General features: G+C 60.8%; 24 protein-coding genes, 1 tRNA gene and 1 pseudogene. 18 read left to right on the plus strand and 8 right to left on the minus strand.

Annotated elements, in window-relative coordinates:
* Window positions 1-295: 295 nt before the first annotated feature.
* On the plus strand, window positions 296-1,306 hold the full coding sequence (locus tag ON14_RS13830) for a DUF4041 domain-containing protein (protein WP_237719739.1): 1,011 nt from the start codon (window positions 296-298) through the stop codon (window positions 1,304-1,306).
* A gap of 171 nt (window positions 1,307-1,477) precedes the next feature.
* Window positions 1,478-1,550: transfer RNA gene (locus ON14_RS15895), tRNA-OTHER, on the plus strand.
* A 131-nt stretch (window positions 1,551-1,681) separates the two neighbouring features.
* On the opposite strand, the gene ON14_RS15900 is transcribed toward ON14_RS15895, so the two are convergent.
* From ON14_RS15900 to ON14_RS13850, 3 genes are all read right to left on the minus strand, one after another.
* Window positions 1,682-2,200 (minus strand): hypothetical protein, encoded by a 519-nt coding sequence (locus ON14_RS15900; RefSeq protein WP_010205972.1) that lies wholly within the window; start codon window positions 2,198-2,200, stop codon window positions 1,682-1,684.
* A gap of 462 nt (window positions 2,201-2,662) precedes the next feature.
* The gene (locus ON14_RS13845) at window positions 2,663-3,103 is read right to left on the minus strand and encodes an arsenate reductase ArsC (RefSeq protein WP_010205974.1); all 441 of its coding nucleotides are present in this window, start codon (window positions 3,101-3,103) and stop codon (window positions 2,663-2,665) included.
* Window positions 3,104-3,166: 63 nt separating this feature from the next.
* The gene (locus ON14_RS13850) at window positions 3,167-4,132 is read right to left on the minus strand and encodes a metalloregulator ArsR/SmtB family transcription factor (protein ID WP_010205975.1); all 966 of its coding nucleotides are present in this window, start codon (window positions 4,130-4,132) and stop codon (window positions 3,167-3,169) included.
* Between the two features lie 66 nt (window positions 4,133-4,198).
* On the opposite strand from ON14_RS13850, the gene ON14_RS13855 reads away from it, so the two are divergent.
* Both ON14_RS13855 and ON14_RS13860 read left to right on the plus strand, forming a co-directional pair.
* A complete protein-coding gene (locus ON14_RS13855) occupies window positions 4,199-4,885 on the plus strand; it encodes an aquaporin (protein WP_039743077.1) in 687 nt (228 codons plus the stop codon).
* A gap of 64 nt (window positions 4,886-4,949) precedes the next feature.
* Window positions 4,950-5,195 (plus strand): PLDc N-terminal domain-containing protein, encoded by a 246-nt coding sequence (locus ON14_RS13860; RefSeq protein WP_010205978.1) that lies wholly within the window; start codon window positions 4,950-4,952, stop codon window positions 5,193-5,195.
* On the opposite strand, the gene ON14_RS13865 is transcribed toward ON14_RS13860, so the two are convergent.
* Window positions 5,192-5,494 carry a putative quinol monooxygenase gene (locus ON14_RS13865; RefSeq protein ID WP_010205979.1) on the minus strand — a complete coding sequence of 101 codons (303 nt, stop codon included), beginning with the start codon at window positions 5,492-5,494 and terminating at the stop codon, window positions 5,192-5,194. The two genes, ON14_RS13860 and ON14_RS13865, sit on opposite strands and share 4 nt — an antisense overlap.
* A gap of 166 nt (window positions 5,495-5,660) precedes the next feature.
* Here ON14_RS13865 and ON14_RS13870 point away from each other — a divergent pair, with 166 nt between their 5' ends.
* The 5 genes from ON14_RS13870 to ON14_RS13890 all read left to right on the plus strand — a co-directional run bounded on the left by ON14_RS13870 (window position 5,661) and on the right by ON14_RS13890 (window position 11,013).
* Window positions 5,661-6,887: an amino acid deaminase/aldolase gene (locus ON14_RS13870; RefSeq protein ID WP_010205980.1), complete on the plus strand. Its 1,227-nt coding sequence runs from the start codon at window positions 5,661-5,663 to the stop codon at window positions 6,885-6,887.
* Window positions 6,888-6,913: 26 nt separating this feature from the next.
* Window positions 6,914-8,275 carry a D-arabinono-1,4-lactone oxidase gene (locus ON14_RS13875; protein ID WP_050993086.1) on the plus strand — a complete coding sequence of 454 codons (1,362 nt, stop codon included), beginning with the start codon at window positions 6,914-6,916 and terminating at the stop codon, window positions 8,273-8,275.
* A gap of 27 nt (window positions 8,276-8,302) precedes the next feature.
* Window positions 8,303-9,445 (plus strand): FAD-dependent monooxygenase, encoded by a 1,143-nt coding sequence (locus ON14_RS13880; protein ID WP_010205983.1) that lies wholly within the window; start codon window positions 8,303-8,305, stop codon window positions 9,443-9,445.
* Between the two features lie 79 nt (window positions 9,446-9,524).
* A complete protein-coding gene (locus ON14_RS13885; RefSeq protein ID WP_010205984.1) occupies window positions 9,525-10,091 on the plus strand; it encodes a LemA family protein in 567 nt (188 codons plus the stop codon).
* A 37-nt stretch (window positions 10,092-10,128) separates the two neighbouring features.
* Window positions 10,129-11,013: a M48 family metallopeptidase gene (locus ON14_RS13890; RefSeq protein WP_010205985.1), complete on the plus strand. Its 885-nt coding sequence runs from the start codon at window positions 10,129-10,131 to the stop codon at window positions 11,011-11,013.
* Between the two features lie 51 nt (window positions 11,014-11,064).
* On the opposite strand, the gene ON14_RS13895 is transcribed toward ON14_RS13890, so the two are convergent.
* Window positions 11,065-12,297, minus strand: coding sequence for a winged helix-turn-helix domain-containing protein (locus ON14_RS13895; protein WP_010205987.1), 1,233 nt, complete (start codon window positions 12,295-12,297; stop codon window positions 11,065-11,067).
* Between the two features lie 204 nt (window positions 12,298-12,501).
* Between ON14_RS13895 and ON14_RS13900 the strand changes: the two genes are divergently transcribed.
* The 6 genes and pseudogenes from ON14_RS13900 to ilvA all read left to right on the plus strand — a co-directional run bounded on the left by ON14_RS13900 (window position 12,502) and on the right by ilvA (window position 19,043).
* The gene (locus ON14_RS13900) at window positions 12,502-13,614 is read left to right on the plus strand and encodes an ABC transporter substrate-binding protein (protein ID WP_010205988.1); all 1,113 of its coding nucleotides are present in this window, start codon (window positions 12,502-12,504) and stop codon (window positions 13,612-13,614) included.
* Window positions 13,615-13,649: 35 nt separating this feature from the next.
* A complete protein-coding gene (locus tag ON14_RS13905; protein ID WP_010205990.1) occupies window positions 13,650-14,594 on the plus strand; it encodes an ABC transporter permease subunit in 945 nt (314 codons plus the stop codon).
* The gene (locus ON14_RS13910) at window positions 14,591-15,487 is read left to right on the plus strand and encodes an ABC transporter permease subunit (RefSeq protein ID WP_010205991.1); all 897 of its coding nucleotides are present in this window, start codon (window positions 14,591-14,593) and stop codon (window positions 15,485-15,487) included. The genes ON14_RS13905 and ON14_RS13910 overlap by 4 nt, the downstream gene beginning before the upstream one ends.
* A complete protein-coding gene (locus tag ON14_RS13915) occupies window positions 15,484-16,587 on the plus strand; it encodes an ABC transporter ATP-binding protein (RefSeq protein ID WP_010205992.1) in 1,104 nt (367 codons plus the stop codon). The genes ON14_RS13910 and ON14_RS13915 overlap by 4 nt, the downstream gene beginning before the upstream one ends.
* A 134-nt stretch (window positions 16,588-16,721) precedes the next feature.
* Window positions 16,722-17,816, plus strand: coding sequence for an AI-2E family transporter (locus tag ON14_RS13920; protein WP_010205994.1), 1,095 nt, complete (start codon window positions 16,722-16,724; stop codon window positions 17,814-17,816).
* Between the two features lie 4 nt (window positions 17,817-17,820).
* Window positions 17,821-19,043: pseudogene (gene ilvA, locus ON14_RS13925) on the plus strand (threonine ammonia-lyase).
* A gap of 26 nt (window positions 19,044-19,069) precedes the next feature.
* Here ilvA and greA read toward each other — a convergent pair.
* Window positions 19,070-19,561: a transcription elongation factor GreA gene (gene greA / locus ON14_RS13930; RefSeq protein ID WP_010205996.1), complete on the minus strand. Its 492-nt coding sequence runs from the start codon at window positions 19,559-19,561 to the stop codon at window positions 19,070-19,072.
* Between the two features lie 67 nt (window positions 19,562-19,628).
* Window positions 19,629-20,048: a DUF4307 domain-containing protein gene (locus ON14_RS13935; protein WP_010205998.1), complete on the minus strand. Its 420-nt coding sequence runs from the start codon at window positions 20,046-20,048 to the stop codon at window positions 19,629-19,631.
* Window positions 20,049-20,144: 96 nt separating this feature from the next.
* Between ON14_RS13935 and ON14_RS13940 the strand changes: the two genes are divergently transcribed.
* Window positions 20,145-20,516, plus strand: coding sequence for a hypothetical protein (locus ON14_RS13940; protein WP_010205999.1), 372 nt, complete (start codon window positions 20,145-20,147; stop codon window positions 20,514-20,516).
* Here the strand turns inward: ON14_RS13940 and trhA are convergent.
* A complete protein-coding gene (gene trhA / locus ON14_RS13945) occupies window positions 20,497-21,246 on the minus strand; it encodes a PAQR family membrane homeostasis protein TrhA (protein ID WP_010206000.1) in 750 nt (249 codons plus the stop codon). The genes ON14_RS13940 and trhA overlap by 20 nt on opposite strands.
* A gap of 63 nt (window positions 21,247-21,309) precedes the next feature.
* On the opposite strand from trhA, the gene ON14_RS13950 reads away from it, so the two are divergent.
* The gene (locus ON14_RS13950; protein ID WP_010206001.1) at window positions 21,310-22,095 is read left to right on the plus strand and encodes an isoprenyl transferase; all 786 of its coding nucleotides are present in this window, start codon (window positions 21,310-21,312) and stop codon (window positions 22,093-22,095) included.
* Between the two features lie 193 nt (window positions 22,096-22,288).
* Window positions 22,289-23,662: a PhoH family protein gene (locus ON14_RS13955; RefSeq protein ID WP_237719747.1), complete on the plus strand. Its 1,374-nt coding sequence runs from the start codon at window positions 22,289-22,291 to the stop codon at window positions 23,660-23,662.
* Window positions 23,663-23,711: the final 49 nt, after the last annotated feature.

Raw genomic sequence — 23,711 nt, forward strand, 5'->3', positions numbered from 1 at the left:
CAATCCACCGCCTGGATGGCCTCAGCCTCCGTCGGCTTGGCGCCCACCCGCCGGTTGGTCCCCAGATCCGACATGGCCGGAGGCCCCAGCTGGTTGGCAGCTGTGGCTTGACGATGAATCAAGCGAGATAGCGCCGGCTGGCGAGATCGAGACGCCTGCTCCGAATCTCGAGGTTCGAGACACTACGGATGATCGCGCGAGGCGCCTTGTTTTCCTGGAAGCCGAGAATGCGGCTCTTCGAAGCCGCCTCGACGCCTCCTCGCCCGCGGAACATATCGACCTCGACGATCAGCGCGTGCTTCAGGACGTTGGTATCTACCGCTACCACCATCCTCTTGAATCAGCCGTGCTCTATTTGGATGACCTAACTGCGATCGAGGCGTCCATCGCTGAGACCGTGAAGTCAGGTCGAGCCATCGTGAAGTCCAACATGTTCACGTTCGACGGTTCGCTCGCCAAGGGGCGCAAAATGGCAGACGACTTGGGAAAGCTAATGCTTCGCGCCTACAACAGTGAGGCGGATAACAGTATTCGCACCCTGAAGCTCGGAAATGTGGTCACCGCCAAACGCCGGATCGAGGCGTCCCGGACGGCCATTGCACGCCTAGGCGGAATGATGGATATGAAGATAAGTGATGAGTTTCACGAACTTCGCATCCGTGAAGTAGAACTCACCGCTGACTGGCTAATGAAGAAGCAAGAAGAGCGCGAGCTGCAGCGGGAGCAACGCGCCGAGCTGCGCGAGCAACGTCGAGTTGAACAAGAACTTTCGGCCGAGCGGGAGCGCCTCGATAAGGAACGCACACATCTTGTGAACGCGCTGAATGTGATTCACGCAGGCGGGCGGGCCGACCCAAGCCTTGAGAGCAAACTGGCAGCGATTGACGACGCCATCGCGCAGAACGATTATCGAATCGCCAATATTCGTGCTGGCTACGTCTATGTGATCTCGAATCGCGGCGCGTTCGGCGCGAACGTCGTCAAAATCGGGCTCACTCGTCGGTTAGATCCCATCGACCGTGTGAATGAGCTTGGGGGCGCCTCCGTGCCATTTCGTTTCGATGTGCACACCTTGTTCTTTTCGGAAGATGCAGTATCGCTTGAAAGCGAGTTGCATAAACATTTCGCTGAGCGAGCGTTGAACCGCGCCAACTCTCGAAAGGAGTTCTTTTTCGCCACTCCGGCAGAGGTCCGCGAGGTGCTTCGGGACAAGGTCGGAAGCCTTCTCGAATTCAACGAGCAGGCTGATGCTGCGGAGTACCTTCAATCAGTGGGGCTCTGGCCAGAGGCTTTCTCGAAAGCGTAGAAAGGGTTCCGGCGGCCCTCGTCTAAATTTCTTTCTACTCGGAAAACTTGGCGTTCGCGGCCGGGCCCGACCCACTTTCGAAGCACGCGTAGAACCACGCCGCGCCTTCGAAGAGTTCGCATCACGCCCCTAAGTAGTGTGATCGCATGCTCCACGCATTGCGTCGGGCGTGCCCCGATTAACCAATTGGCAGATGCAGATGACTTAAAATCATCACAGTCGGGCTCGAGTCCCGGTCGGGGCAATATTAGTCGGGAAGGCTTTCCGCGAGCAGGTTCTGGATGCGCGCCTTGATGTCATCGCCGATCGGGCGGACGTCATTGATTCCTTTGCCCTTCGGGGCAACGAGTTCCCGGTCCAGGTTGCCCGTGTTATCTAGGACAGCCGTTTTGCGTGGCGCTCGAATCCTTCTACGGCGGTTTTGAGAGCGTGGACTGCAACGGTAAGAGCCACTGTTGTCAATCCCCAACTAGAAGTCATGAAATATGTGTGCTTGGGGAGACCGGCTACCAGCCGACGCTCTAAGAGCATTAGCGAGGTCGCCTTGTTGCCATGAGCCATTCCGCTGCACAATCGCCACGTAGTCAACAGAGTCATTGTTGTCACATCACAATTTTGTGATTTGTCCGCAGCTATCAGCATGTCGGTCGTCGTTATGGGGGCTAGGTCCAACTTGCGCTGGCGGTTTGCGGGTCGAAGGTCACGCAGCTCGGTGAGTCGCGAAAATAGACGCTCCGTCACCGCCGTGTGTTCCATGCCGAAAGCGAGGGCAAGCTGACTGGCATCCTGGTGCGACCACCAGATGAGGCGCAGGGCCTGAATGATTCGTTTGTCACTCTTATTTGGCGCGAGGAGCCAAATCGCCGTGGATGCTGTTTCAATCGCAGTCCGCATCAGGGTGTATCCAGAGGAAGTCGGTAAACCGTGGCTCTGACAGTGCCTCGAAAAAGTCTCTAAATGATCAATTGAAATAGGCGAGCTGATGGTGGATCTGGTTTGAGAGCGGGTCATAAGCTGTGTTCGCATCTTCCCGCGCGAGCACACCACCGGGGACTGCTGTTATTGCGTCGAGTCTCTGTTGAAGGCCCACTAGAACTCCGAATAGCTTTTCCGCGCGGGCGAGATCTCTCAACTCATCGGCATCGTTCTCGAAACTCTCTTGAGGCATCTGCTATTAGTAGCATCCGAACGCGGACAAGGCGCAGCATTCTGGCGCCGTTGTGCTCTCGGGTCGGATCGACAAGATGTGCGGGCATAAATCCTCCGGGATGAAAGGGCAATATTTCACTCGCACCAAGCACCGGGTCCGCGACTACGAAAAGGGTTCTGATGGTGCCTTGCCTTTGTGCAGCGCACCTAGGCGGGAAGAATTTCCGCCAGCAGGCTCTGGATGCGCGCCTTGATGTCATCGCGAATCGGGCGCACCTCTTCGAGACCTTTGCCGCGGGGGTCTACGAGCTCCCAGTCCTCGTAGCGTTTGCCGGGGAAGATGGGGCAGACGTCGCCGCAGCCCATCGTGATGACAACATCCGAGGCTTGCACCTGGTCAGTTGTCATCAGCTGGGGGACTGCCTGCGAGATGTCGATGCCTTCTTCGGCCATGGCCAAGATCGCGGTGGGATTGATTTCGTTGCCGGGCTCAGAGCCGCCCGAACGCACCTCGACCGCGCCATTCGAGAGCGCTGTCATGTAGCCGGCTGCCATTTGTGAGCGGCCAGCGTTGTGGATGCACACGAAGAGAACGACAGGCTTGCGGGCGCCGGGAGTGGGAGCAGAGGGGGCAGTTGCGGTGGTCATGGCTAAAGCATAGATGAATATCTATGTATTGCGCGAGGGGTGAGCGGGCAGGGCGCGATTAGTTCACGCAGCGTTCACCGGAGGCAGCGAGCGAAGCAGCTCGCGCACCCGACGATCGATGTCATCGCGCACGGCACGCACGCCATCCATCGCCAGATCGGCAGGGTCGGGAAGCTCCCAGTCGAGGTAGCGGCGGCCAGGATAAATGGGGCAGGCGTCGCCGCAACCCATCGTGATCACGACATCCGCACCGCGCACGACCTCATCGGTGAGCGGCTTTGGGTATTCGCCATCGACGGAAACGCCGATCTCGTCCAGAGCCGCCACAATCTTGGGATTGATGGTTTCGGTCGGCTGCGACCCGGCAGTCAGCACACGCACGCGGTCTCCGGCAAGAGAGCGCAAAATAGCGGAGGCCAATTGCGAGCGACCCGCATTCTGCACACACACGAACAGCACGCTCGTGGGGGAGCCGGATGCCGCGGCCTCCGTCCCTGCTGCGGCATCCGCATCGGCAAGGGAACCCAGTCGATCAGCCGCGAAGCGTGAGGTGTGCGACGACAAATGGCGATCGCGCGGCGAGCCTTGACGCAAGAGTTCGTAGCTGCTCGACACGTATTCGGCGATGGTTTCGCGCGAGAAGACACCGGCAAACCGTAGGGCGAGGTCGTCGGCAATTCGGGCGAGCACAGCGGGGTCCACCGTCGCTGCGGTCGCGCCGCTGGGGGAGCGCTGCACAAAATCAAAGACGTCACTCAGGCGAGACTGCACGAGCGAATACCAGACGTGGCGACCCTCTTGAACGCTTTGCACGATGCCGTCATTGGCCATGATGCGAACGTGGTGGCTCACGGTGGGCTGCGTAAGACCGAGGCGCGCGGCAAGGTCGGTGACTCCACGACGACCATCCGGGGCGTCCATCAGCAGGCGCAAAATTTGTACTCGTGTTGGGTCGGCGATCGCCCGCATGCTCTGGGCGATCCGTTCGGCGATTGCGCGCTCGGTGCTGGGGGATCCGGTCGCTGGCATAGACAGCAGTCTAAGGGCCAAGGGGCAATTCATAGACAGTTATCAATGTTTCGGTATGATCGCCGAATGACCGCGCCCCGCAGCCTTACCCTTGCCCGCCGCCTGACCGCAGAATTCGTGGGCAGTGCTGGTCTTGCCGCCGTGGTGATCGGCTCCGGCATTGCAGCGCAGCAGCTATCTCCCAGCGATGTCGGCCTTCAGCTTCTTGAGAATGCCCTAGCCACTGCGTTCGGCCTTGGCGTGCTCATCCTCGTCTTCATGACCGTCAGCGGGGCTCACTTCAACCCGGTCGTCTCGATCGTCGACTCGCTCAGCGGGCTTCGCTCGTGGCGTGACACCGCCTTCTACATTCCTGTTCAGATCTTCGGATGCATCGTCGGCGCGATCTTCGCCAACCTCATGTTCGGGCAGGCTGCCGTCACGGTCAGCACCACTGTGCGCCTCACTCCGGGCCACTTCCTCAGCGAAGTCGTGGCTACCGCTGGACTCATCGTCGTGATCTTCGCCCTCGTGCGCACTGGGCGCGCCACCCTCGCCCCTATCGCCGTCGGGGCGTACATCGGTGGCGCCTATTTCTTCACGAGCTCAACAAGCTTCGCTAATCCCGCCATCACCGTCGGCCGGATGTTCAGCGACACCTTTGCGGGAATCGCCCCAACCTCAGCTCCCGGCTTCATCGCGGCGCAACTCATTGGTGCTGCCATCGGGTATTTGCTGGTGCGGTTCATCTTCCCTGAGCGTCGCGTGGCATAGTCAGCGCGGCGGGAGTAACCTCAGGGCAAAGCCAGTATCAGGGTTTCTCCAAGGAGGAAACATCATGGTTGAGTTAACCGCTCTAAATCTCGTCATAGTGCTGGGCATTATCGCCTTTTACATCGTCACAGTTTGGGCGATTGTTGTCACCGTGCGAGATCCCACAACTTTTCCGTGGATGACCGCGCTGTGGATCGCCGCCCTCATCCTGTTCCCGGGCATCGGTTTGCTTGCCTGGCTGCTCTGGCGCGTCATGCGTAAGAACGCTGGCCTTCCGGGTTTCACGCGAGAGAGCCACCGCAAACACTAGGAACGCAACGGCGACCCGACTACCTCGAAACGGTTGCCGCCCATCTCTCCGCTCAGCAACGGCATCGCTTCCTTGATGGCGGTCTGAACACTTGCGAGTTGTAGCGACAGCTGGTGGGCTTCCGCCGAAACCCAGAGCTCAGAAACAAACACGGTGTCGGGATGCTCGTCACTGACGCCAACCTCATAGCTGAGACATCCGGCCCCATCGAGGTCGGTGCTGCGACGGGTGAGAATGGCCACAACCTCATCGCGGTGGCCGGGCTTCACTCCAAGGGTGCCTACGTTTGCGAAAGTCATTGCTCCACTTAAGAGCACCCTGCGGCGCAGGTCAAGCGGTGGGTAGCAGCGAGGCTCGTTGTGCTTGTCTCCGCGTTCTGGGAAAGTTGAGCAACCAAGGCGCTGAAGCCGCACCCGGGCTCACCAGCGTTGACAATGCTCACCGCCGTGCACCCGAAGGAACTTTGTGAAGCTGCTCAGCACCCCCGCAAGCCTGTGGCACGATCCCGAGCACTACTGGCAGCAACTCAGCGAAGCCACCGCAGCCCTCGATACGCCCTACGGTGTGTTGTCGCTCGACGCGCTCTCGCACAACGCTGCCGACATGGTGCGCCGCGCCTCCGGGGTGCCGATTCGGGTGGCCAGTAAATCAATTCGTGTGCGCGCCGTAATGGATGCCGTACTCGCCCTCGATGACTACCGCGGTGTTCTCGCCTACACGCTCACTGAGGCGCTCTGGCTCGCCGACACCATTGACGATGTGGTGGTCGGCTATCCCTCGGTGGATCGCGCTGCAATCGCCGCGCTCGGAACCAGCCCGGCGCTCGCCGAACGTGTGACGATCATGATCGATTCGGTCGAGCACCTCGACTTTGTCGATTCGGTGCTTTCGCCCCAGCATCGCGAGACGATCCGCGTCTGCATCGATGTGGATGCCTCGTGGCATTCACCTGTTCTTGGGCACGTTGGGGCGCACCGGTCGCCAGTACACTCGGCAGCGCAAGCGCGAACACTGGCGAGCACGGTTGTCGATCGTGATGGTTTCACTCTGGTGGGCGTCATGGCTTATGAAGCGCAGATAGCGGGGGTGGGCAATCGTCCGCCGGGCAAGCCGCTGTACGGGCGTGTGCTCGATGCCGTGCAGCGCTCTTCTGCCGCGGAACTGCGCGAACGCCGCGGCGAAATCGTGGCCTCGGTGCGCGAGATCGCCGAGCTCGAGTTTGTCAACGGCGGAGGCACCGGATCGCTCGAGTCCACCGCCGACGATCCCGCAGTCACAGAAATCGCGGCGGGCAGTGGACTGTTTGGCCCGCACCTTTTCGACCAGTACAGCCATTTCACTCCGGCTCCGGCTGCCGCGTTCGCGCTCTCGGTCGATCGCAAATTTTCTCCCCAGATCGCCACCGTCCATGGCGGCGGGTGGATTGCCTCCGGTGATCCCAGTGCCGATCGGATGCCCCAGCCAACGTGGCCAACAGACCTCAAGTATTTGCCGCGTGAGGGCGCCGGTGAAGTGCAGTCACCGCTCACGGGCCCTGGCGCTGAAGCGCTGAACGTCGGAGACCGTGTCTGGTTCAGGCACACCAAAGCGGGCGAGCTGTCGGAGCATCTCAACGAGTTTGCTGTGGTCGAAAACGGTCGCATCATTGAGACAGTGCCGACGTATCGTGGCGAAGGCAAGGCGTTTTTGTGAGCGCACCCGAGTGGATGCCGGAACGGATGCCGCAGCAGCAGTCACAGCCAGAGTCGCCCGCTTCGCCGACCGCCCCAACGGCGATCCGCCCCGGCACACAGTGGCGAAACTGGGGTCGTTCAGAACGGGCACGTCCCGAGTTTCTGGCGCAGCCAACCCGCGTCGCCGAGGTTGTGGAGACCATCAATTTCGCGCGCGACCATGGCCTCACTGTCAAGGCGTGGGGTGCTGGCCACAGCTTCACCTCCATCGCGGCGACCGATGGCGTGCACCTCGATGTTGGAGCCCTCGAGGGTGTGATCGCGGTCGACGGCACCCACGTCACGCTCGGGGCCGGAACCAACCTGCACCAATTGCCCGCCCTGCTCGAACCGCTCGGACTCGCCCTGACCAACATGGGTGATATCGACCGCCAAACGATCGCCGGCGCAATCTCTACCGGAACCCACGGCACCGGCGCCCGGTTCGGTGGCATTGCCGCTCAAGTGCGCGGCGTCACCCTCGTCACTGCTGCGGGTGAGGTGCTGCGCATCAACGCGATCGAGAACGCCGAACTGCTCCCAGCAGCAGCCCTTGGGCTTGGCGCTCTCGGCGTCCTCGTCGACGTCACGATCGAATGCGTGCCGAACTTTCTGCTGCACGCGGTGGAGCGACCAGAACCGGCTGACACCGTCCTGAACGAGTGGCTGCAGCGCAGCGCCGAAACCGATCACTTCGAGTTCTACGTGTGGCCGCACACCACGACGGCCCTCACCAAGAGCAACACGCGTCTGCCTGGCGATGCGCCGCGGCATCCGCTCACGAAGTTTTCGCGGTGGTTCGATGACGAGTTCATGGCCAACGGGGTTTATCGCGCCATCTGCGCCGCGGGCAAGGCCGCGCCCGCGATCATCCCACCCATTAACCGTCTTGCGGTGAAGCTCTCGGGCAATCGCGAATTCACCGATGTGTCGAGCAGCGTCTTCGTCACCGATCGCACCGTGCGCTTTCGCGAAATGGAATACGCCCTGCCCATCGACGCCGTTCCGGATGCCGTACGCGCCATCCAAAAATTGATTGCTGACAGGCGCTGGAAAGTTTCATTCCCGATCGAGGTGCGCTCGGCGGCTGCGGACTCTCTGCTGCTCTCAACCGCGTCAGGGCGGGCCACCGGATACGTCGCAGTGCACCGGTATTGGCGCGAAGACCCGAGTGAATATTTCCGCGAGGTTGAAGCGATCATGATGGCCCACGATGGTCGACCTCACTGGGGAAAACTGCATAATCGGCATGCCGATTCGCTTGCGGCGGCGTATCCGGGTTTCAATGAGTTCCTGGCGATACGTGACCGGCTCGATCCCGGTCGGGTATTTGCAAACGAGTATTTGCGTCAGGTTTTAGGGCAGTAATGAGAGGGCGCGATTATCAAAGCCATTGTGTGTGGAGCAGGAATTGCGGGGCTCACGGTCGCCGGCCAGTTGGCGACACAGGGCTGGGAGGTGACTCTCCTCGAGGCTGCGCCTGAACGTCGCACGCAGGGCTACATGATTGATTTCTTTGGCCCCGGTTATGACGCGGCAGAAAAAATCGGCATCATCGAGCGGTTGCGGGAACTGCACTACCCGATCAGCGAGGCACGATTCGTGCGGCCAAATGGGCGCAGTCAATCGATCGACTACGGAATTGTGGCGGCGAATGAGGGCGGCAAACTCATGAGCTTGATGCGTCAAGATCTTGAGCAGGTACTCTTCGACGCCATGCCCGCCAGCGTTGATGCTCGCTTCGGCAGCGCTGTCGTGTCAGTTGAAGATCGCACAGACTACGTGACGGCGGTGCTGGCCGACGGATCTCGGATCTCGGGCGACATTGTGGTGGCGGCTGACGGCATCCATTCGGTTGTTCGTCATAATCTCTTTGGCGATTCGGCGGCGTTCGACCGGCAGCTGGGCATGCACACGTGCGCTTATACCTTCGACTCTCCGCGGCTGCACAAAAAATTGGGTGACGCCTTGGTGTCGAGCGATGAACTGGATCGCATGGTTGGTCTCTACGGTCTGCGCAACGGCAAGGTGGCTCTGTTCGCCGCGCACCGGGTTGCCGATACGGTTCTGCCTGCCGACCCGCAGCAGGCCATTCTCGACGCGTACCAAGGTATGGGCGACGATATCGATGAGGCTATCGAGAAGTGCCCCGACGCTGCTCACGTGTACTACGACCAGGTAGCCCAGGTGGAGTTGCCGGTGTGGAGTCGCGGCCGCGTTGTCTTTGCTGGCGATGCCTGCCAAGCGGTCTCGCTGCTTGCCGGGCAGGGGGCTTCGCTGGCGATTGCTGGGGGAGTGCTACTCGTCGAGAAGATCACGAGCGGTGTTGAACTCAGCGCTGCTTTCGCTGAGTATGAAGAAGAATGGATGCCGGTCGTTCTAGAGAAGCAGGCGGCCGGCCGTCGTGCCGCTAGCGGCTTTCTGCCGCACACCCCGTTGCAGCTGTGGGCGCGTCGCGCATCGCTCGCGCTGTTACGTTCTCGATTCTTCGGAAAGTTCGTCACGTCGAGGATCACCGGCACAAAACCGAGCAAATAACCGTTTTGCCCGTGATTGGGGGCCAGCTGACTCCTTTTTTCTCGGTACAGGCACAGCGGGGGCGCTCTATAGTTGAACCATGGAATTCCTGATCGTACTTGGCGTCATTGTCCTGCTTGTCGTCATCGTGGGTATCTACCTCTGGTCGACGTATAACGCGTTGGTGACTCTCAACGTTCGCGTTGATGAGGCGTGGAGCGACATCACGGTGCAGCTCAAGCGTCGTGCCGACCTGCTGCCTAACCTCATCGAGGCGGTCAAGGGTTATGCCGCTCACGAGAAGGGCGTTTTTGAAGCCGTAACGAAGGCTCGTGCCGAGACCCTGAACGCTCAAGGTCCGGTGGATGCTGCTGAGGCTGAGAACCACATGCAGTCTGCCCTCAAGAGCATCTTTGCTGTTGCCGAGGCGTACCCGCAGCTGCAGGCCAGCCAAAACTTCCTCCAGCTTCAGGGTGAACTGGTTGACACTGAAGACAAGATTCAGGCCAGCCGTCGCTTCTACAACGGTGGTGTGCGCGAGCTCAACACCAAGATCAAGATCTTCCCGAACACCTTGTTCGCTCGCAACCTTGGCTTCCACGAGCGCGACTTCTTCGAGGTCGCGGATGCTGCCTCCATTGCTGAGCCTCCCCGCGTTCAGTTCTAATTCGGTTCTCACAACCTTGCGTGACCAGGAAGTTTAGATGTATCGCGCCATAGCGAAAAACAAGCGCAACACCGTTCTGATCATCATCCTGTTCGTCATCCTTATTGGGTTTCTTGGCTTTGCGTTGAGCTTCCTGATGGGTGGCGATCCCTTGACAGTCACGATCGGCACGATCATTGGTGCCGGTGCTTTCACGCTGATTCAGTACTACGCGGCGTCAAAGCAAGCGTTGGCGATGAGCGGTGCGGTGGAGATTCAGAAAGCCGACAACCCCCGTTTGTATCGCATTGTCGAAAACCTGTCGATCACGACGGGTACGCCGATGCCGAAGGTTTACATCGTCAACGACCCGGCGCCGAACGCGTTCGCCACTGGGCGCGACCCGGAGCACGCTGCGGTTGCCGCAACAACGGGCATCCTCGATCTGCTTGACGATTCTGAGCTTGAGGGTGTGATGGCCCATGAGATGGGTCACGTGCAGAACTACGACATTCGGGTTTCGATGATCGTCTTCGGCCTCGTTGTCGCTGTTGGTTTCATCTCAGACATTGCGTTGCGCTTCACCCTCTTTGGTGGTCGCGGTAATAACAACAACTCGAACCCGATCATGATTGTCGTCGGTTTGGCGGCTCTCGTGATTTCGCCTCTCGTCGCCGCGGCGGTGCAGGCGTCCATTTCGCGTCAGCGTGAATATCTTGCGGATGCCACCGGTGCGTTGACGACGCGGCACCCGGATGCTCTGGCGAGTGCTTTGCAGAAGCTGTCGGATTACAGCCGTCCGATGCAAAAGCAGAACTCGACGATGGCCCACATGTGGATTTCAGATCCGACGAAGCCGGGCATCATGGATCGTCTCTTCAGCACGCACCCGCCGCTCGCTGAGCGCGTTGCGCGTCTCAGCAAGATCGGCGGCGGCTTCTAGCCGACGGAGCTGATTCTGGCTGCCGCAGTCGCGGCGTTCAGATGGTGCTAGCTAGCGCTGCAGCTCTGCCTCGATAGCGGGGGAGAGGGTGCCGCGGCCGGTCACGGCAATCTCGCCCATGCCTTGCCAGTGTGCGATCTCGCGCAGGGTCGGCACGATGCGTTCGGCGAGGGCTCCCGTGCCGCCGGGCAGAGCGTCGAGCCCAGCCTCGTGCCACGCCGATTGCACGCGCAGCACACCCGCGTGCCGATCGGTCTTGAGATCGATGCGACCGACGAGGGCATCATCCACGAGCACGGGCAGCGAGTAGTAGCCGAACTGACGTTTCGGTTCCGGCGTGTAAATCTCGATGCGGTAGTGGAAGCCAAACATGCGCTCGGCACGCTTGCGGTCCCACACCACGGGGTCGAAGGGCGAGAGCAGTGCTACGTGGTCAATGCGGCGGGGGATGCGAGCCTCCCGGTGTAGCCAAGCGGGCTGGTCCCAGCCGCGTACGGTCACGGGAACGAGCTCGCCGGCATCCACGAGTTCGTCGATGGCCGGGCGCACGTCGACGTTCTTCAGACGGAAATAGTCGGCGAAGTCGTATGCCGTGCCGATTCCCAGCGCCCGTGCCGACTCAGCAATCAAGGCTCGATGCGCGTCGGCGCGGCTCACCTCGCGCTCGCGCAGCTCGGTCGGAACCACGTGCTCGGTGAGCGCGTAAGTGCGTTCAAAGCGGGTGCGGCCAGCGGTGACCACGTCGCCCCAGCGGAACAGCATCTCAAGGCCCTGCTTCACGTCAGACCAGCCCCACCAGGGGCCGGTGCGGCGATTGGCGTCGTGTTCGATCTCGCGGGCGGTGACGGGACCGGTGGTGGCAAGTTCTTCACGCAGCCACTGCAGCATGGGCTGGTTGTCGCGCACCCATTCGTAGCGCCCGGCATCGCGTTCGCGCAGCGAGTCCATTTTCCAGCGCCACAGCGGCCACGATTCGAGCGGAATGAGCGCGGCCTCGTGGGTCCAGTATTCGACGTAGCGGCCGGGGCTGCGCGGCGTTGGCTTACGGAACGTCAGCGCATCGAGCGCTGCTTTGTCATAGTGCCCCAGACGGGCGAACACGGGCTGATAATGGCTGCGCTCGAACACATTCACCGAGTCGAGTTGCAGCAGCCGGATGCGGTCAAACAGCAGGTTGAGTTGGCGCGTTGCCGCAGGGCTGGCCGCACTCGCGGTGCCGCGCCCGAAGCCCTGGGCGGCGAGCAGCACTCGGCGCGCTTGCGCTGCAGAGAGGGAATCGGCCACGGCTCGACTCTACCGAGCGACGGCGACATTCACTGCGGACAGACTGAGGGAAACTCGAGACCCACTGTGTTTGTGTCGTTCATCGTTCGTTTACCCGGATTACAGGAGCCGACGCATCCTGCTGCGTACCGTCAACTCCAGATCGTTTCGGTACCCTCTGCCCGCTCACAGCGCGGGCGGCCGTGACGGTCGTTGGAGGAAGTCTTGTTCACTAAGCGCACTCTCGCCGCAGTTGCCCTCGTTGCAGCTTCGGCGATCTCACTCAGTGGTTGCAGCACCACCGAGGCAGCAGCGGGCGATGTTGACGCATCGACCGCAACCACCGTTGAAGATTTCGGTGGAATGGACGCTCTTATCGCAGCCGCGCAGGCTGAGGGCGAGCTCAACGTCATCGCCTTGCCCGACAACTGGGCAAACTATGGCGAAATCAAGGCTCTCTTCGAAGAGAAGTACGACATCGTCGTCAACTCGGCTGATCCCGATGTTTCCAGCGCCGAAGAAATCGCCGCTGCTGACAACCTCAAGGGCCAAGACACCGCGCCCGACGTCTTCGACCTCGGTACCGCTGTTGCCCTTGACAGCCTCGACTACTTCGCTCCCTACATGGTCGCCAACTGGGATGAGATTCCCGAGGACAACAAGGAAGCGACCGGCCTCTGGGTCAACGACTACACCGGCAGCATGTCGATTGGGTATGACTCCAACTCGGTTCCCGAGCCCACGAGCCTCGACGACCTGCTCAAGGCCGACTACCGCGGTGCTGTTGCCATCAACGGTGACCCGACGCAGGCTGGCGCAGCCTTCGCTGCTGTAGGACTCGCCTCGGTTCAGAGTGGCGGAACGCTCGACGACTTCACTGCCGGAATCGAATTCTTCGAGAAGCTCAATGACGCGGGTAACTTCATCCCCGTCAACGTCACCGAGGCAACCATCGCCGCCGGCGAGACCAAGGTCGCTTTCGACTGGAGCTACACGAACCTCGCGGTTGCCCAGAAGGTTGATGGCTGGAAGGTCACGACGCTACCCGGCGCGGTCTACACGAGCTTCTACAACCAGGCCATCAGCGTGGATGCTCCGCACCCGGCGGCTGCTCGTCTCTGGCAGGAATTCCTCTACAGCCCCGAAGCGCAGAACCTCTTCATCGTCGGTGGCGCTTACCCGGTCACGATTCAGGCGCTGCAGGATGCCGGAACCGTCGACACCGCAGCGCTCGATGCTCTCGGCACTCTCGAGGGCGAACTCGTGACGCCGACCGCAGAACAGGCCGAGAAGAACGCCGGAGTCTTGGCTGAGAAGTGGACTGCGGCGATCAGCTAACGCTGACTCCCTCGCGCACTCATAGCTAATACATCGTGTCGCTAGCCACCGCGCCAGCGCCCGCTCAGGATGGTGTCGAGCTCACCGCTCGGCACCATCCTCGCGTGGCCCCGGTCAAGAAGCCGTCGAATCGGCGTCGTCGCCTCGCCTATGCGGGGCTCACGCCGTTTGCGGCCTACGTTCTGATCTTCCTGGCCTTGCCCACGGTGCTCGCCGTGGTGACGGGCTTCTTCTCCGACGACGGTTCGCTGACGTTTGGGAACATCACGGGGCTCTTCACCCCGACCATCCTCGCGACCTTCGGTAGTTCGTTCTGGCTCTCGGGCGTCACCGCCGTGATCGGTGCCGTGGTTGGCGCCCTCATTTGTTACGCGATGCTCGGCACCAAGGTCGGCGGTCTGCTGCGCACGATCATCGAATCGGCCGCCAGCGTACTCGCCCAGTTCGGTGGCGTGATGCTCGCTTTCGCGTTCATTGCGACGATCGGCGTGCAGGGGCTCGTGACCGTCATCCTGCGCGACACCTTCGGCGTCGACATTTTTGCGGATGGTGTGTGGCTCTATCAAGTGCCCGGCCTTATCCTTCCCTACGTCTACTTTCAGGTTCCCCTCATGGTGATCACCTTCTTGCCGGCCCTCACGGCGCTGCGCCCACAATGGGCAGAAGCCAGTGCCACGCTCGGCGGCACCCGCTTCGCGTACTGGCGCTACATCGCCGCTCCCGTACTCGCCCCGGCCTTCCTCGGTTCGCTACTGTTGCTCTTCGCCAACGCCTTCTCGTCGTTCGCCACCGCCGCTGCGCTCATCAGCCAGGGCTCGCAGATCGTGCCCCTCCAGATCCGTGCCGCGCTCGTGAGTGAAACTGTGCTCGGCCGCGAAAACATGGCGGGCGCACTCGCGCTCGGGATGATCGTGGTCATGGTCGTCGTTATGTGGGCATACTCGGTGCTGCAGTCCCGCACCTCGCGGTGGCAAAAGTGACCGCCGACGTCGCCGCGCCGCTGAGCCCGGTTGAGCCAGCCCCCGCACCCGCATCGCCGAGCCCGCGCGCAAAACCCGCGAACCAGGCCGTGCGCATCGGGGCCGAACCAAGCACTCTCGCTCGCCGCCTCATCCTCGGCATCATCGGGGCGATCTTCCTGATCCCGGTGATCGCGATGATCGAGTTCACTTTCCGCGACGGCCTCGCCGGCAGCTATACGACCAGCCACTGGACGGGCCTCTTCGGCGAAGATAGTGCCCGCACCTACCGGGGTCTCTACCAAGCGATCGAGAACTCACTCGTGCTCGCCGCCGTCACCGTGGGCATCGTGCTCGTGCTGTTGTTGCCCACGATGGTGCTCGTGCATCTGCAGTTTCCGCGCCTCAAGCGCACGCTCGAGTTCATCTGCATCATCCCGATTACGGTGCCCGCCATCGTGCTCGTGGTCGGTCTCGCCCCGGTCTACTCGGTGGTCGTGAAGGTGCTCGGCGGCTCCACTTGGACTCTCGCCTTCGCCTACGGCATCACCGTGCTGCCGTATGCCTATCGCGCCATCCAGGGCAACCTCGACGCGATCCCGGTGAAGACCCTCAGCGAAGCGGCGAGCACTCTCGGCGCCGGCTGGCTCACCGTGCTGTGGACAATCTTGCTGCCGAACCTGCGCCGCGGAGTGCTCGCGGCATCCTTCATCTCGATTGCCGTCGTGCTTGGCGAGTTCACCATCGCGAGCCTGCTCAACCGCCGCAACCTGCAAACCGCGCTGCTTCAGGTCTCGCAATCCGACCCGTGGGTTGCCGTGATCTTCGCGCTCGCCGCCCTCGCTCTCGCTTTCGTCTTGCTGCTGATCATCGGCCGCCTCGGCGCAGCTTCGCCCTCTAGGAGAAAATCATGACCGCCACGTTTAGCCTGACCGGCCCGACGCCGACTGCAGACTCCGCCAGCACCGCGCCGCCCACGGGCGCGACCGTACAGCTCAGCGCTGTCGTCAAGGCCTTCGCCGGGCACACCGCCCTCAACAGCATCGACCTCGACGTCGCCCCCGGCGAACTCGTGGCCCTGCTCGGCCCCTCGGGCTGCGGCAAGACCACCGCGCTCCGCACGATCTCGGGGCTCGAGAGCATCGACAGCGGCCGCATCCTGATCGACGGTGTGGATGTCGCCGACACTCCCACGAACAAGCGCGACATCGGAATGGTCTTTCAGGCCTACTCGCTGTTCCCGCACATGACGGTGCTCGAGAACGTGGAGTTCGGGCTCAAGATGCGCAAGGTCGCCGCCGCTCGTCGTCGCGAACGCGCCCTCGAAACCTTGGAGATGGTCGGCCTCACGAAGCACAGCGAACGCTTCGCCCACCAACTCTCGGGCGGCCAGCAGCAGCGTGTGGCTCTTGCCCGCGCCCTCGTTACGCGCCCGCGCGTGCTGCTCCTCGATGAGCCGCTCAGCGCCCTCGACGCCAAGGTGCGCGTGCAACTGCGCGAAGAGATCCGTCGCCTGCAAACCGAGCTCGGCATTACGACCGTCTTCGTCACCCACGATCAAGAAGAAGCGCTCGCGGTTGCCGATCGTGTCGCCGTCATGCGCGACGGACGTATCGAACAAATCGGTACGCCCGAAGAGCTGTACGCCACCCCCGCCAACGCCTTCGTCGCCGACTTCGTGGGCCTCAGCAACCGGATGACCGCCGAGCTGATCGACGGTCAAGTGCACCTCCACGGCTGCACTCTCAACCTCCTCGGCGACCCGATGCCCGATGGCCCCGTTGTGGCGCTCGTTCGCCCGGAGGACATCGCCCTCTCCACCGAGGGCATCGCCGGCACCGTCATTTCGTCGAGCTTCTTGGGCTCCCTGCGCCGCACGCGCGTGCGGCTCGACGACGGCACGGTCGTTGCTATCCAGCATGAAGTGGAACGGCATCCGCAACCGGGTGAGGCGGTGAGCGTGCGGTTGAAGGGAGCGCCCGTCAGCGCGTTGCCGCCCAAGCTCACGAAGTAGCTCTGAGCGAGTGCGCTACAGCGCGCAGCAAGAGCGTCCCCAACCACAACTAAGATGGGCACGTGCTATTCGGACGACGGACTAAACCAACCAGTCAGGTACAGTCCCGCGCCGCCACCGCAGAGACAGCGGGGGTGCCGGCGGGGCTCTCCATTGCGGCTGCATTCTCGTGGCGGATGCTTGTTGTTTTAGGGCTCATCGCCGTACTTATCTATCTGATAATCACGTTCAAGTACATCGTGATTCCGTTCCTCGTTGCGATTCTTATCGGCGCGCTTCTCGTGCCGGTTGTGCAGTTTCTTGAACGACACCGGTGGCCCAAGTGGCTGGCCGTCACAGTCACCCTGGTTGGCTTCTTTGCTGTTGTCTCGGGACTTGTGGTTGTCGTCGTGGGTCAGGTTCGCTTGGGGCTGCCTTCGTTGCAGCAGCAGTCGGTTGAGGCATTCCAAGCCTTCCGAAGCTATCTCAGCGACTCAGCTCTGCAGTTGAGTGACCAAGACATTGACGGCTATCTCGCGCAGCTGACCGACGTGATTCAGCGTGACAGTGAAGCGCTCGTGTCGGGTGTTCTCTCGGTGGGTTCCACCGCCGGCCACGTATTGACGGGTGCACTGCTCACGGTCTTTGCGACGATCTTTGTTCTGATCGATGGCAAACGTATTTGGCAGTGGGCCGTGCGCCTATTCCCGCGCAAGGCACGCGCCGCCGTTGACGGCTCTGGTCACGCTGGTTGGATTACGTTGACCACATTCGTCAAGGTGCAGATATTTGTTGCCGCAGTGGATGCCGTCGGTATCGGTGCCGGTGCCTGGATCCTCGGTTTGTTCTATGGCGGTTTCCCGCTCGTCATCCCGATCGCTGTCGCCGTCTTCTTGGGTTCCTTTATCCCCGTTGTTGGTGCGCTGATCACCGGAACCCTAGCGATCTTCATTGCTCTCGTGTTCTTGGGCCCGATCCCGGCAGTGATCATGCTCGGTATTGTGTTGCTGGTGCAGCAGCTTGAGGGGCACATTCTTCAGCCGCTCATCATGGGCACGGCGGTGAAGGTTCACCCCCTCGCGGTGGTCTTTGCTGTTGCTGCTGGGTCCTTTGTCGCCGGCATTCCTGGTGCACTTTTCGCCGTTCCCCTCGTCGCCGTCGTGAACGTTATGACAAAGTACATCGCCAGTGGCGACTGGCGCACTAACCCTCGTCCAACGCGGAATGATGTTCTCGGTAATGGTAAATAACGGCATGCCCGGCCCCACACTCGCTGACTATCGCACAGCGCGCGAACGGGTCTCAGAAGTTATCGATGTCACACCGATGCAAACGTCGCGTTTTCTTGCCGAAATTCTGGGGTCGCCCGTCTTCTTGAAATGCGAAAACCTTCAACGCACGGGGTCGTTCAAAATCCGCGGAGCCTACAACCGGCTCGCGGGATTGACCGCTGAGGAGAAGGCGCGCGGAGTCGTCGCAGCGTCGGCCGGAAACCACGCTCAGGGCGTCGCATTCGCCGCACGTGAGCTCGGCATCAAGTCCACCATCTTCATGCCCGTAGGCGTGCCGCTGCCCAAGCTGCAAGCCACTCGTGACTATGGAGCCGAAGTCATTCTGCGCGGTCACACCGTCGATGAACCTTTGCGCGCTGCCGCACGGTTTGCCGAGGAGACCGGTGCCGTACTGATTCATCCGTTCGACCATTTTGATGTCGTCGCTGGCCAAGGCACTCTGGCGTTAGAAGTCTTCGATCAGGTGCCCCAGGTCGACACGGTCATCGTGCCGATCGGCGGCGGTGGCCTCATCTCGGGTGTTGCGGGTGCCATAAAGCAACGCGCCCGTGAAGAAGGTCGCAACGTTCGAGTGATTGGAGTGCAAGCCGCAAACGCTGCTGCCTACCCGGTCTCCCTCGAGAAGGGCGAAATCGTCGCAATCAAGACGACGCCCACTATCGCCGACGGTATTGCCGTGAGCAAGCCCGGCGAAATTAACTTTCCCATGGTGCGCGATCTGGTGGATGAAGTCATCACCGTCAGCGACGACCAGACCGCCTACGCTCTACTCGTTCTACTTGAACCGCCAAGCTCGTGGTGGAGCCCGCTGGTGCTGTCGGCGTCGCGGCTATCCTCGCGGGCAAGATTGCACCAAGCGGCAACACTGTGGTGCTGCTGAGCGGTGGCAACATCGACCCGATGATGATGGAACGCATCATCAGTCACGGGCTGTCGGCATCCGAACGTTATTTGCGTTTGCGTATTCCGTTGCCTGACCGCCCCGGCCAGCTTGCGCGCATTTCTGGCATCGTTGCCGAAGCGAGCGCCAACGTGGTCGAGGTGCTGCACAGCCGGCACAACAACAAAGTGCAGTTCAGCCAGGTTCAGCTCGAACTGCACATTGAAACTCGTGGCCCCGAGCACGCGGAGTCTGTGCTCGCGCGGCTCAGGGACGAAGGCTTTGACCCTCAGGTCGACTTTTAGTCGAAGGGGTTACCGCCGAGACGGGTTTAGCCGGAGTAGGTCGCGATCTTCAGGATTTTTACGGTGATCTCTTTGCCGTTGGGGGCCGTGTACTTTTTGGACTGCCCCACCTTGAGCCCGTTGATTGCGAGGCCGAGCGGGCTTTTCTCGCTGTAAACATCGAGGTCGCTATCTTCGGCGACGATCTCGCGGCTTCCCAACAGGAAGACGCTCTCTTCGCCCATGATTTCGGCGGTTACAAGAATTCCGGGTTCAACAAGGCCGTCGTCGTCGGTAACATCACCGACGACAGCGTGCCGTAGCAGTTGCGTGAGAACGCGGATGCGGGCTTCGATTTTGCCCTGCTCTTCTTTGGCAGCGTGGTAGCCGCCGTTCTCTTTGAGGTCGCCTTCTTCGCGGGCGGCTTCAATCTTTTTAGCGATTTCGTATCGTGCTTCGCCGGTGAGTTGTTCCAGTTCGGCGGTGCGACGATCGAACGCCTCCTGGGTCAACCATGTGACGTTGTTTTCTGCAGCCACTGTGTGTCTCCCTATGCAAAAGAGAAACCGGCCGCAAACGACCGGTTTCGAGATGATTTGCTACAGCCTAGGTGAGCCAGCACCGGTAGATCAAGCCTGACACTGCTTGCTCCGTTGTGCGAATAGTTTCGCTGAGCTCGCGGTTGCGCAAATCGCTGGCGGGAACATCAACAACTTTCCAGCCGATGATCGCGAAAGTGGAGTTGAGGGCTTGAACCGCGCATCGAGCATCCGTATTTTCTGGCACATTAAATTGCCAATGTACGGTCACGGAGGAGTCGTCGATTATTTCGTAGCCGGTGTCTTTTGCTTCGAACTGTGCCGGCGCTTCGAGAAGGCCACCCCAGACAAGCCAGGCGGTGAAGACCGCGACGAACCCGATCGCCACGGTGACGACGATGACCCGGTTGTTGCGTTTAGCCTTCGGGCTGCGGCCATAACGGGCGTCGAGATCGGTGCCAGTGGCGTTACTGGATGCTGCGGGCACTCGGTACTCCTTCGGGCGACGGTATTCTTGTCACTGCAAGGTTATTCGCAAACTCGCATGATGGAATCATCGAGTGAACATTCCAGAGGACAACTGTTGATTTCTTTCACTTCGCTCGCCATTAGCGCGATTCTCTGGACCGCGACGCCGAGCCCAGAACCTAGCGTCTATCCCGAGTACAACGGTGACGTCAACCTGGTCACGCCCGGCGTTATCGGCTTTCTGGCTACGCTTTTCATTGCTGTGGCGACGTTGCTCATCATTACGGATATGAATCGCCGCGTTCGTCGTGTTCGGTACCGCGAGCTCGCTCAAGAGACAATTCGCAGCGAGCAGGCTGCTGGCGCTATCGATGACGCAACAACCGACCCGAGCGACGACAGCACCACCGGCACCGCCACTGAGACAGAGTCGACCGGCGGCACCGACACAGACCCCGACGTTCCGCCTACACAACGGGCGGATTAGTCGCCACGAGGAAGATGCCGACCCAGTGGCAGAGGAACGCCAGTAGCGTCAGCGTGTGAAAGATCTCGTGGAATCCGAAGACTCCGGGGATTGGGTTAGGTCGCTTGAGGCCGTAGATCACAGCGCCGACGGTGTAGAACAACCCGCCAACCATGATGAGCGTCATCATGATCCAGTTGGCTTGGAAGAAGTCGACGATGAACATCATCGCGCCCCAGCCGAGCAGGATGTACAGCGGCACGTAGAGCCAGCGCGGCGCGCCAACCCAGAAAATTCTAAAGCCGATGCCCAGGGCGGCGCCGGTCCAGACGATCCAGAGCAGAAGGGTGGCCTTTTCGGGCGGCAGTGCCAGAACGGTGATTGGCGTGTACGAGCCGGCGATCAGCAAAAAAATGTTGGAGTGGTCGAAGCGCTTCAACAGCATCCGCGTTTTTTCGCTCCAGTTGAAGCGGTGGTAAAGCGCTGAGATGCCGAACAGCATGAGCGACGACGCAAAAAACACGGCCGAACTAATTTTGGCAGCCGCACCATCGGCCATCACGAGCAGCACAATGCCGAGCACAATCGCCACAGGGAATGTGCCGGCGTGAATCCAGCCGCGCCAGGTGGGCTTCTGGTCAGCGGGGTCGCTCGTCATCACATCATCGACAAAAGGAAGCTCGGGAAGTCGGGATGCGTCTTCCTTTTCAACGGCCTCTGCTGCGGCGATGTCGGCGGCGTCTTGGTTCATGCCTTCAGCTTACGCCCGGCTCGGATTCACTTGCTGCGTGCCGCAGTGGTCTAACGTAGTCCCGTGAGTCAGCGACAGTTTCCATACGGTCGCGGTTTTCTTTACGGTCTCTACCAGAAGAAACTGCGGCGTCAATTAGAGGGCCAGCAGTTGCCGCGCCACGTTGCCATGATCATTGATGGCAACCGGCGTTGGGCGAAGTTGAAGGACCTCGATACTGTTGCGCACGGTCATCGTGCTGGCGCCGCCAAATATCGAGAGTTTCTGGTGTGGTGCGACGATCTCGATATTTCGGTCGCAACGCTGTACCTTCTTTCGACAGACAACCTCACTGGTCGTTCTCCCGAAGAGCTCGGTGAATTGTTCACCATCATTGGTGATCTCGCCGAAGATCTTTCTCACTTTCGCGACTGGCGCGTTCAACACGTGGGGTCGGATGCCGGGCTGCCCGAAACTCTCAAAGCTCAGCTCGCTGGTGCGCGGGATCGCACCGCCAACAACACCGGACTTCATGTCAATCTGGCGATCGGCTACGGCGGGCGTCACGAAATCGCTGAAGCAATGCGCAACATCGTTCGCAACCACAGCGACGAGGGGCACAGTCTCGACGCGCTTGCTGAACTTTTGACTCCCGAACTTATTAGCGAGCACCTCTACACGAAGGGTCAGCCTGACCCAGATCTGGTCATCCGCACGTCGGGTGAGCAGCGCATTAGTGACTTCATGTTGTGGCAGACCGCTCACAGTGAGCTGTACTTCGTTGAGGCTCTCGGCCCCGATCTTCGCGAGGTGGACTTCTTGCGGGCACTGCGAGACTTTGCGCGCCGCCACCGCCGTTTCGGCGTCTAACTGCGCACGATGAATTTTGTCCCCAGTTTGTGACGCAATGGTGTCTCTTGGCGTGTCGTTGCGCCGAGAATGCGCGACAGGTTTAGCGTTCCAATATCAGGTATGGCGCCTGATCGAGACGGCCACGTAAGTTCGTTTTCGTAAAGTACTGGCCGTCTTCGCAGACTGGATCCGAGTGCTCGCGCACTCGGGGATGGAGTGCACGTTGGCCGACCTAGCAACCCCCAAGTCCACGATCGCCACGTCGAAGGCGGGAGGGCGGGCCCAACGACAAGCCGAGCGCACGTACGTGCTCGATACTTCCGTTTTGCTCTCCGATCCGAGTTCGATCAGACGGTTCGCCGAACACAACGTTGTTCTGCCCGTTGTCGTGATCACCGAACTCGAAGCCAAACGAAACGACCCCGAGATTGGGTACTTCGCCAGGCAAGCGCTGCGCAGTCTTGATGAGATGCGCATCAAGCATGAGCGACTCGATTTTCCGATTTCGGTCGGCGATGACGGTGGCACGTTACGCGTAGAACTCAACCACTCCAACATGTCTGTGCTTCCTTCTGGTTTGCAGCTCGGCGACAACGATTCCCGAATCCTTGCCGTTGCGCTGAACCTCGCCAACGAGGGGCTGGATGTCACGGTCGTCTCGAAAGATCTTCCCTTGCGAGTCAAGGCGGCATCCATCGGTCTCGCGGCCGAGGAGTATCGTGCCGAGCTTGCGGTTGATTCTGGATGGACGGGGCAGGCAGAGATTGAGTTGAGTGGCGAGCAAGTCGCGGAGCTGTATGACAAAGAAGAGCTGCACTCGCGCACGGTCGGAGATTTGCCTATCAACACGGGGCTTATCGTTCATTCGGAGCGGGGATCGGCGCTGGCTCGGGTCACGGCCAGAGGCAAAATGTCGCTCGTCCGCGGCGATCGCGACATTTTCGGTCTCCATGGCCGCAGTGCCGAACAGCGACTGGCGATCGAGATGCTGCTCGATCAAGAGTTGGGCATCGTTTCGCTTGGTGGGCGTGCAGGCACCGGCAAGTCGGCTCTGGCACTGTGTGCTGGGCTAGAGGCCGTGCTCGAGAAGCAACAGCACCGCAAGATCATGGTGTTCCGACCGCTCTATGCGGTTGGTGGCCAAGAGCTTGGGTATTTGCCGGGGGATGCTTCCGAAAAGATGAACCCGTGGGCTCAGGCAGTCTTCGACACTTTGGGTTCCGTCGTTTCAGAGAATGTGCTTGAGGAAGTCCTTGAGCGAGGTCTGCTCGAGGTGCTTCCGTTGACGCACATCCGCGGTCGCTCGTTGCACGATGCTTTCGTGATCGTGGATGAAGCTCAGTCTCTAGAACGCAATGTTCTGTTGACGGTGCTCAGCCGTATCGGTCAGAACTCTCGGGTGGTGCTTACCCACGATGTGGCGCAGCGCGACAACCTGCGCGTTGGTCGTCACGACGGTGTCGCTTCAGTGATCGAAACCCTGAAAGGCCATTCGCTTTTCGGTCACATCACGTTGACTCGCTCTGAGCGTTCAGCGATTGCCGCCCTCGTTACCGAGCTCTTGGAAGGCAACGAGCTCGCCTGACAATTCCCTTTCGATGTCTGAGCGCGCCGCGCAAGGGTTAGCACGGCGC

This window comes from Salinibacterium sp. PAMC 21357 (assembly GCF_000247645.1).
Taxonomy (GTDB): domain Bacteria; phylum Actinomycetota; class Actinomycetes; order Actinomycetales; family Microbacteriaceae; genus Rhodoglobus.

What these genes read in the sequence shown, in the direction of transcription:
- ON14_RS15900 (WP_010205972.1), bottom strand. Translation starts at nt 2,200, where the DNA reads ATGCGGACTGCGATTGAAACAGCATCCACGGCGATTTGGCTCCTCGCG.
- ON14_RS13845 (WP_010205974.1), bottom strand. Translation starts at nt 3,103, where the DNA reads ATGACCACCGCAACTGCCCCCTCTGCTCCCACTCCCGGCGCCCGCAAG.
- ON14_RS13850 (WP_010205975.1), bottom strand. Translation starts at nt 4,132, where the DNA reads ATGCCAGCGACCGGATCCCCCAGCACCGAGCGCGCAATCGCCGAACGG.
- ON14_RS13855 (WP_039743077.1), top strand. Translation starts at nt 4,199, where the DNA reads ATGACCGCGCCCCGCAGCCTTACCCTTGCCCGCCGCCTGACCGCAGAA.
- ON14_RS13860 (WP_010205978.1), top strand. Translation starts at nt 4,950, where the DNA reads ATGGTTGAGTTAACCGCTCTAAATCTCGTCATAGTGCTGGGCATTATC.
- ON14_RS13865 (WP_010205979.1), bottom strand. Translation starts at nt 5,494, where the DNA reads ATGACTTTCGCAAACGTAGGCACCCTTGGAGTGAAGCCCGGCCACCGC.
- ON14_RS13875 (WP_050993086.1), top strand. Translation starts at nt 6,914, where the DNA reads ATGCCGCAGCAGCAGTCACAGCCAGAGTCGCCCGCTTCGCCGACCGCC.
- ON14_RS13885 (WP_010205984.1), top strand. Translation starts at nt 9,525, where the DNA reads ATGGAATTCCTGATCGTACTTGGCGTCATTGTCCTGCTTGTCGTCATC.
- ON14_RS13890 (WP_010205985.1), top strand. Translation starts at nt 10,129, where the DNA reads ATGTATCGCGCCATAGCGAAAAACAAGCGCAACACCGTTCTGATCATC.
- ON14_RS13915 (WP_010205992.1), top strand. Translation starts at nt 15,484, where the DNA reads ATGACCGCCACGTTTAGCCTGACCGGCCCGACGCCGACTGCAGACTCC.
- trhA (WP_010206000.1), bottom strand. Translation starts at nt 21,246, where the DNA reads ATGAACCAAGACGCCGCCGACATCGCCGCAGCAGAGGCCGTTGAAAAG.
- ON14_RS13955 (WP_237719747.1), top strand. Translation starts at nt 22,289, where the DNA reads ATGGAGTGCACGTTGGCCGACCTAGCAACCCCCAAGTCCACGATCGCC.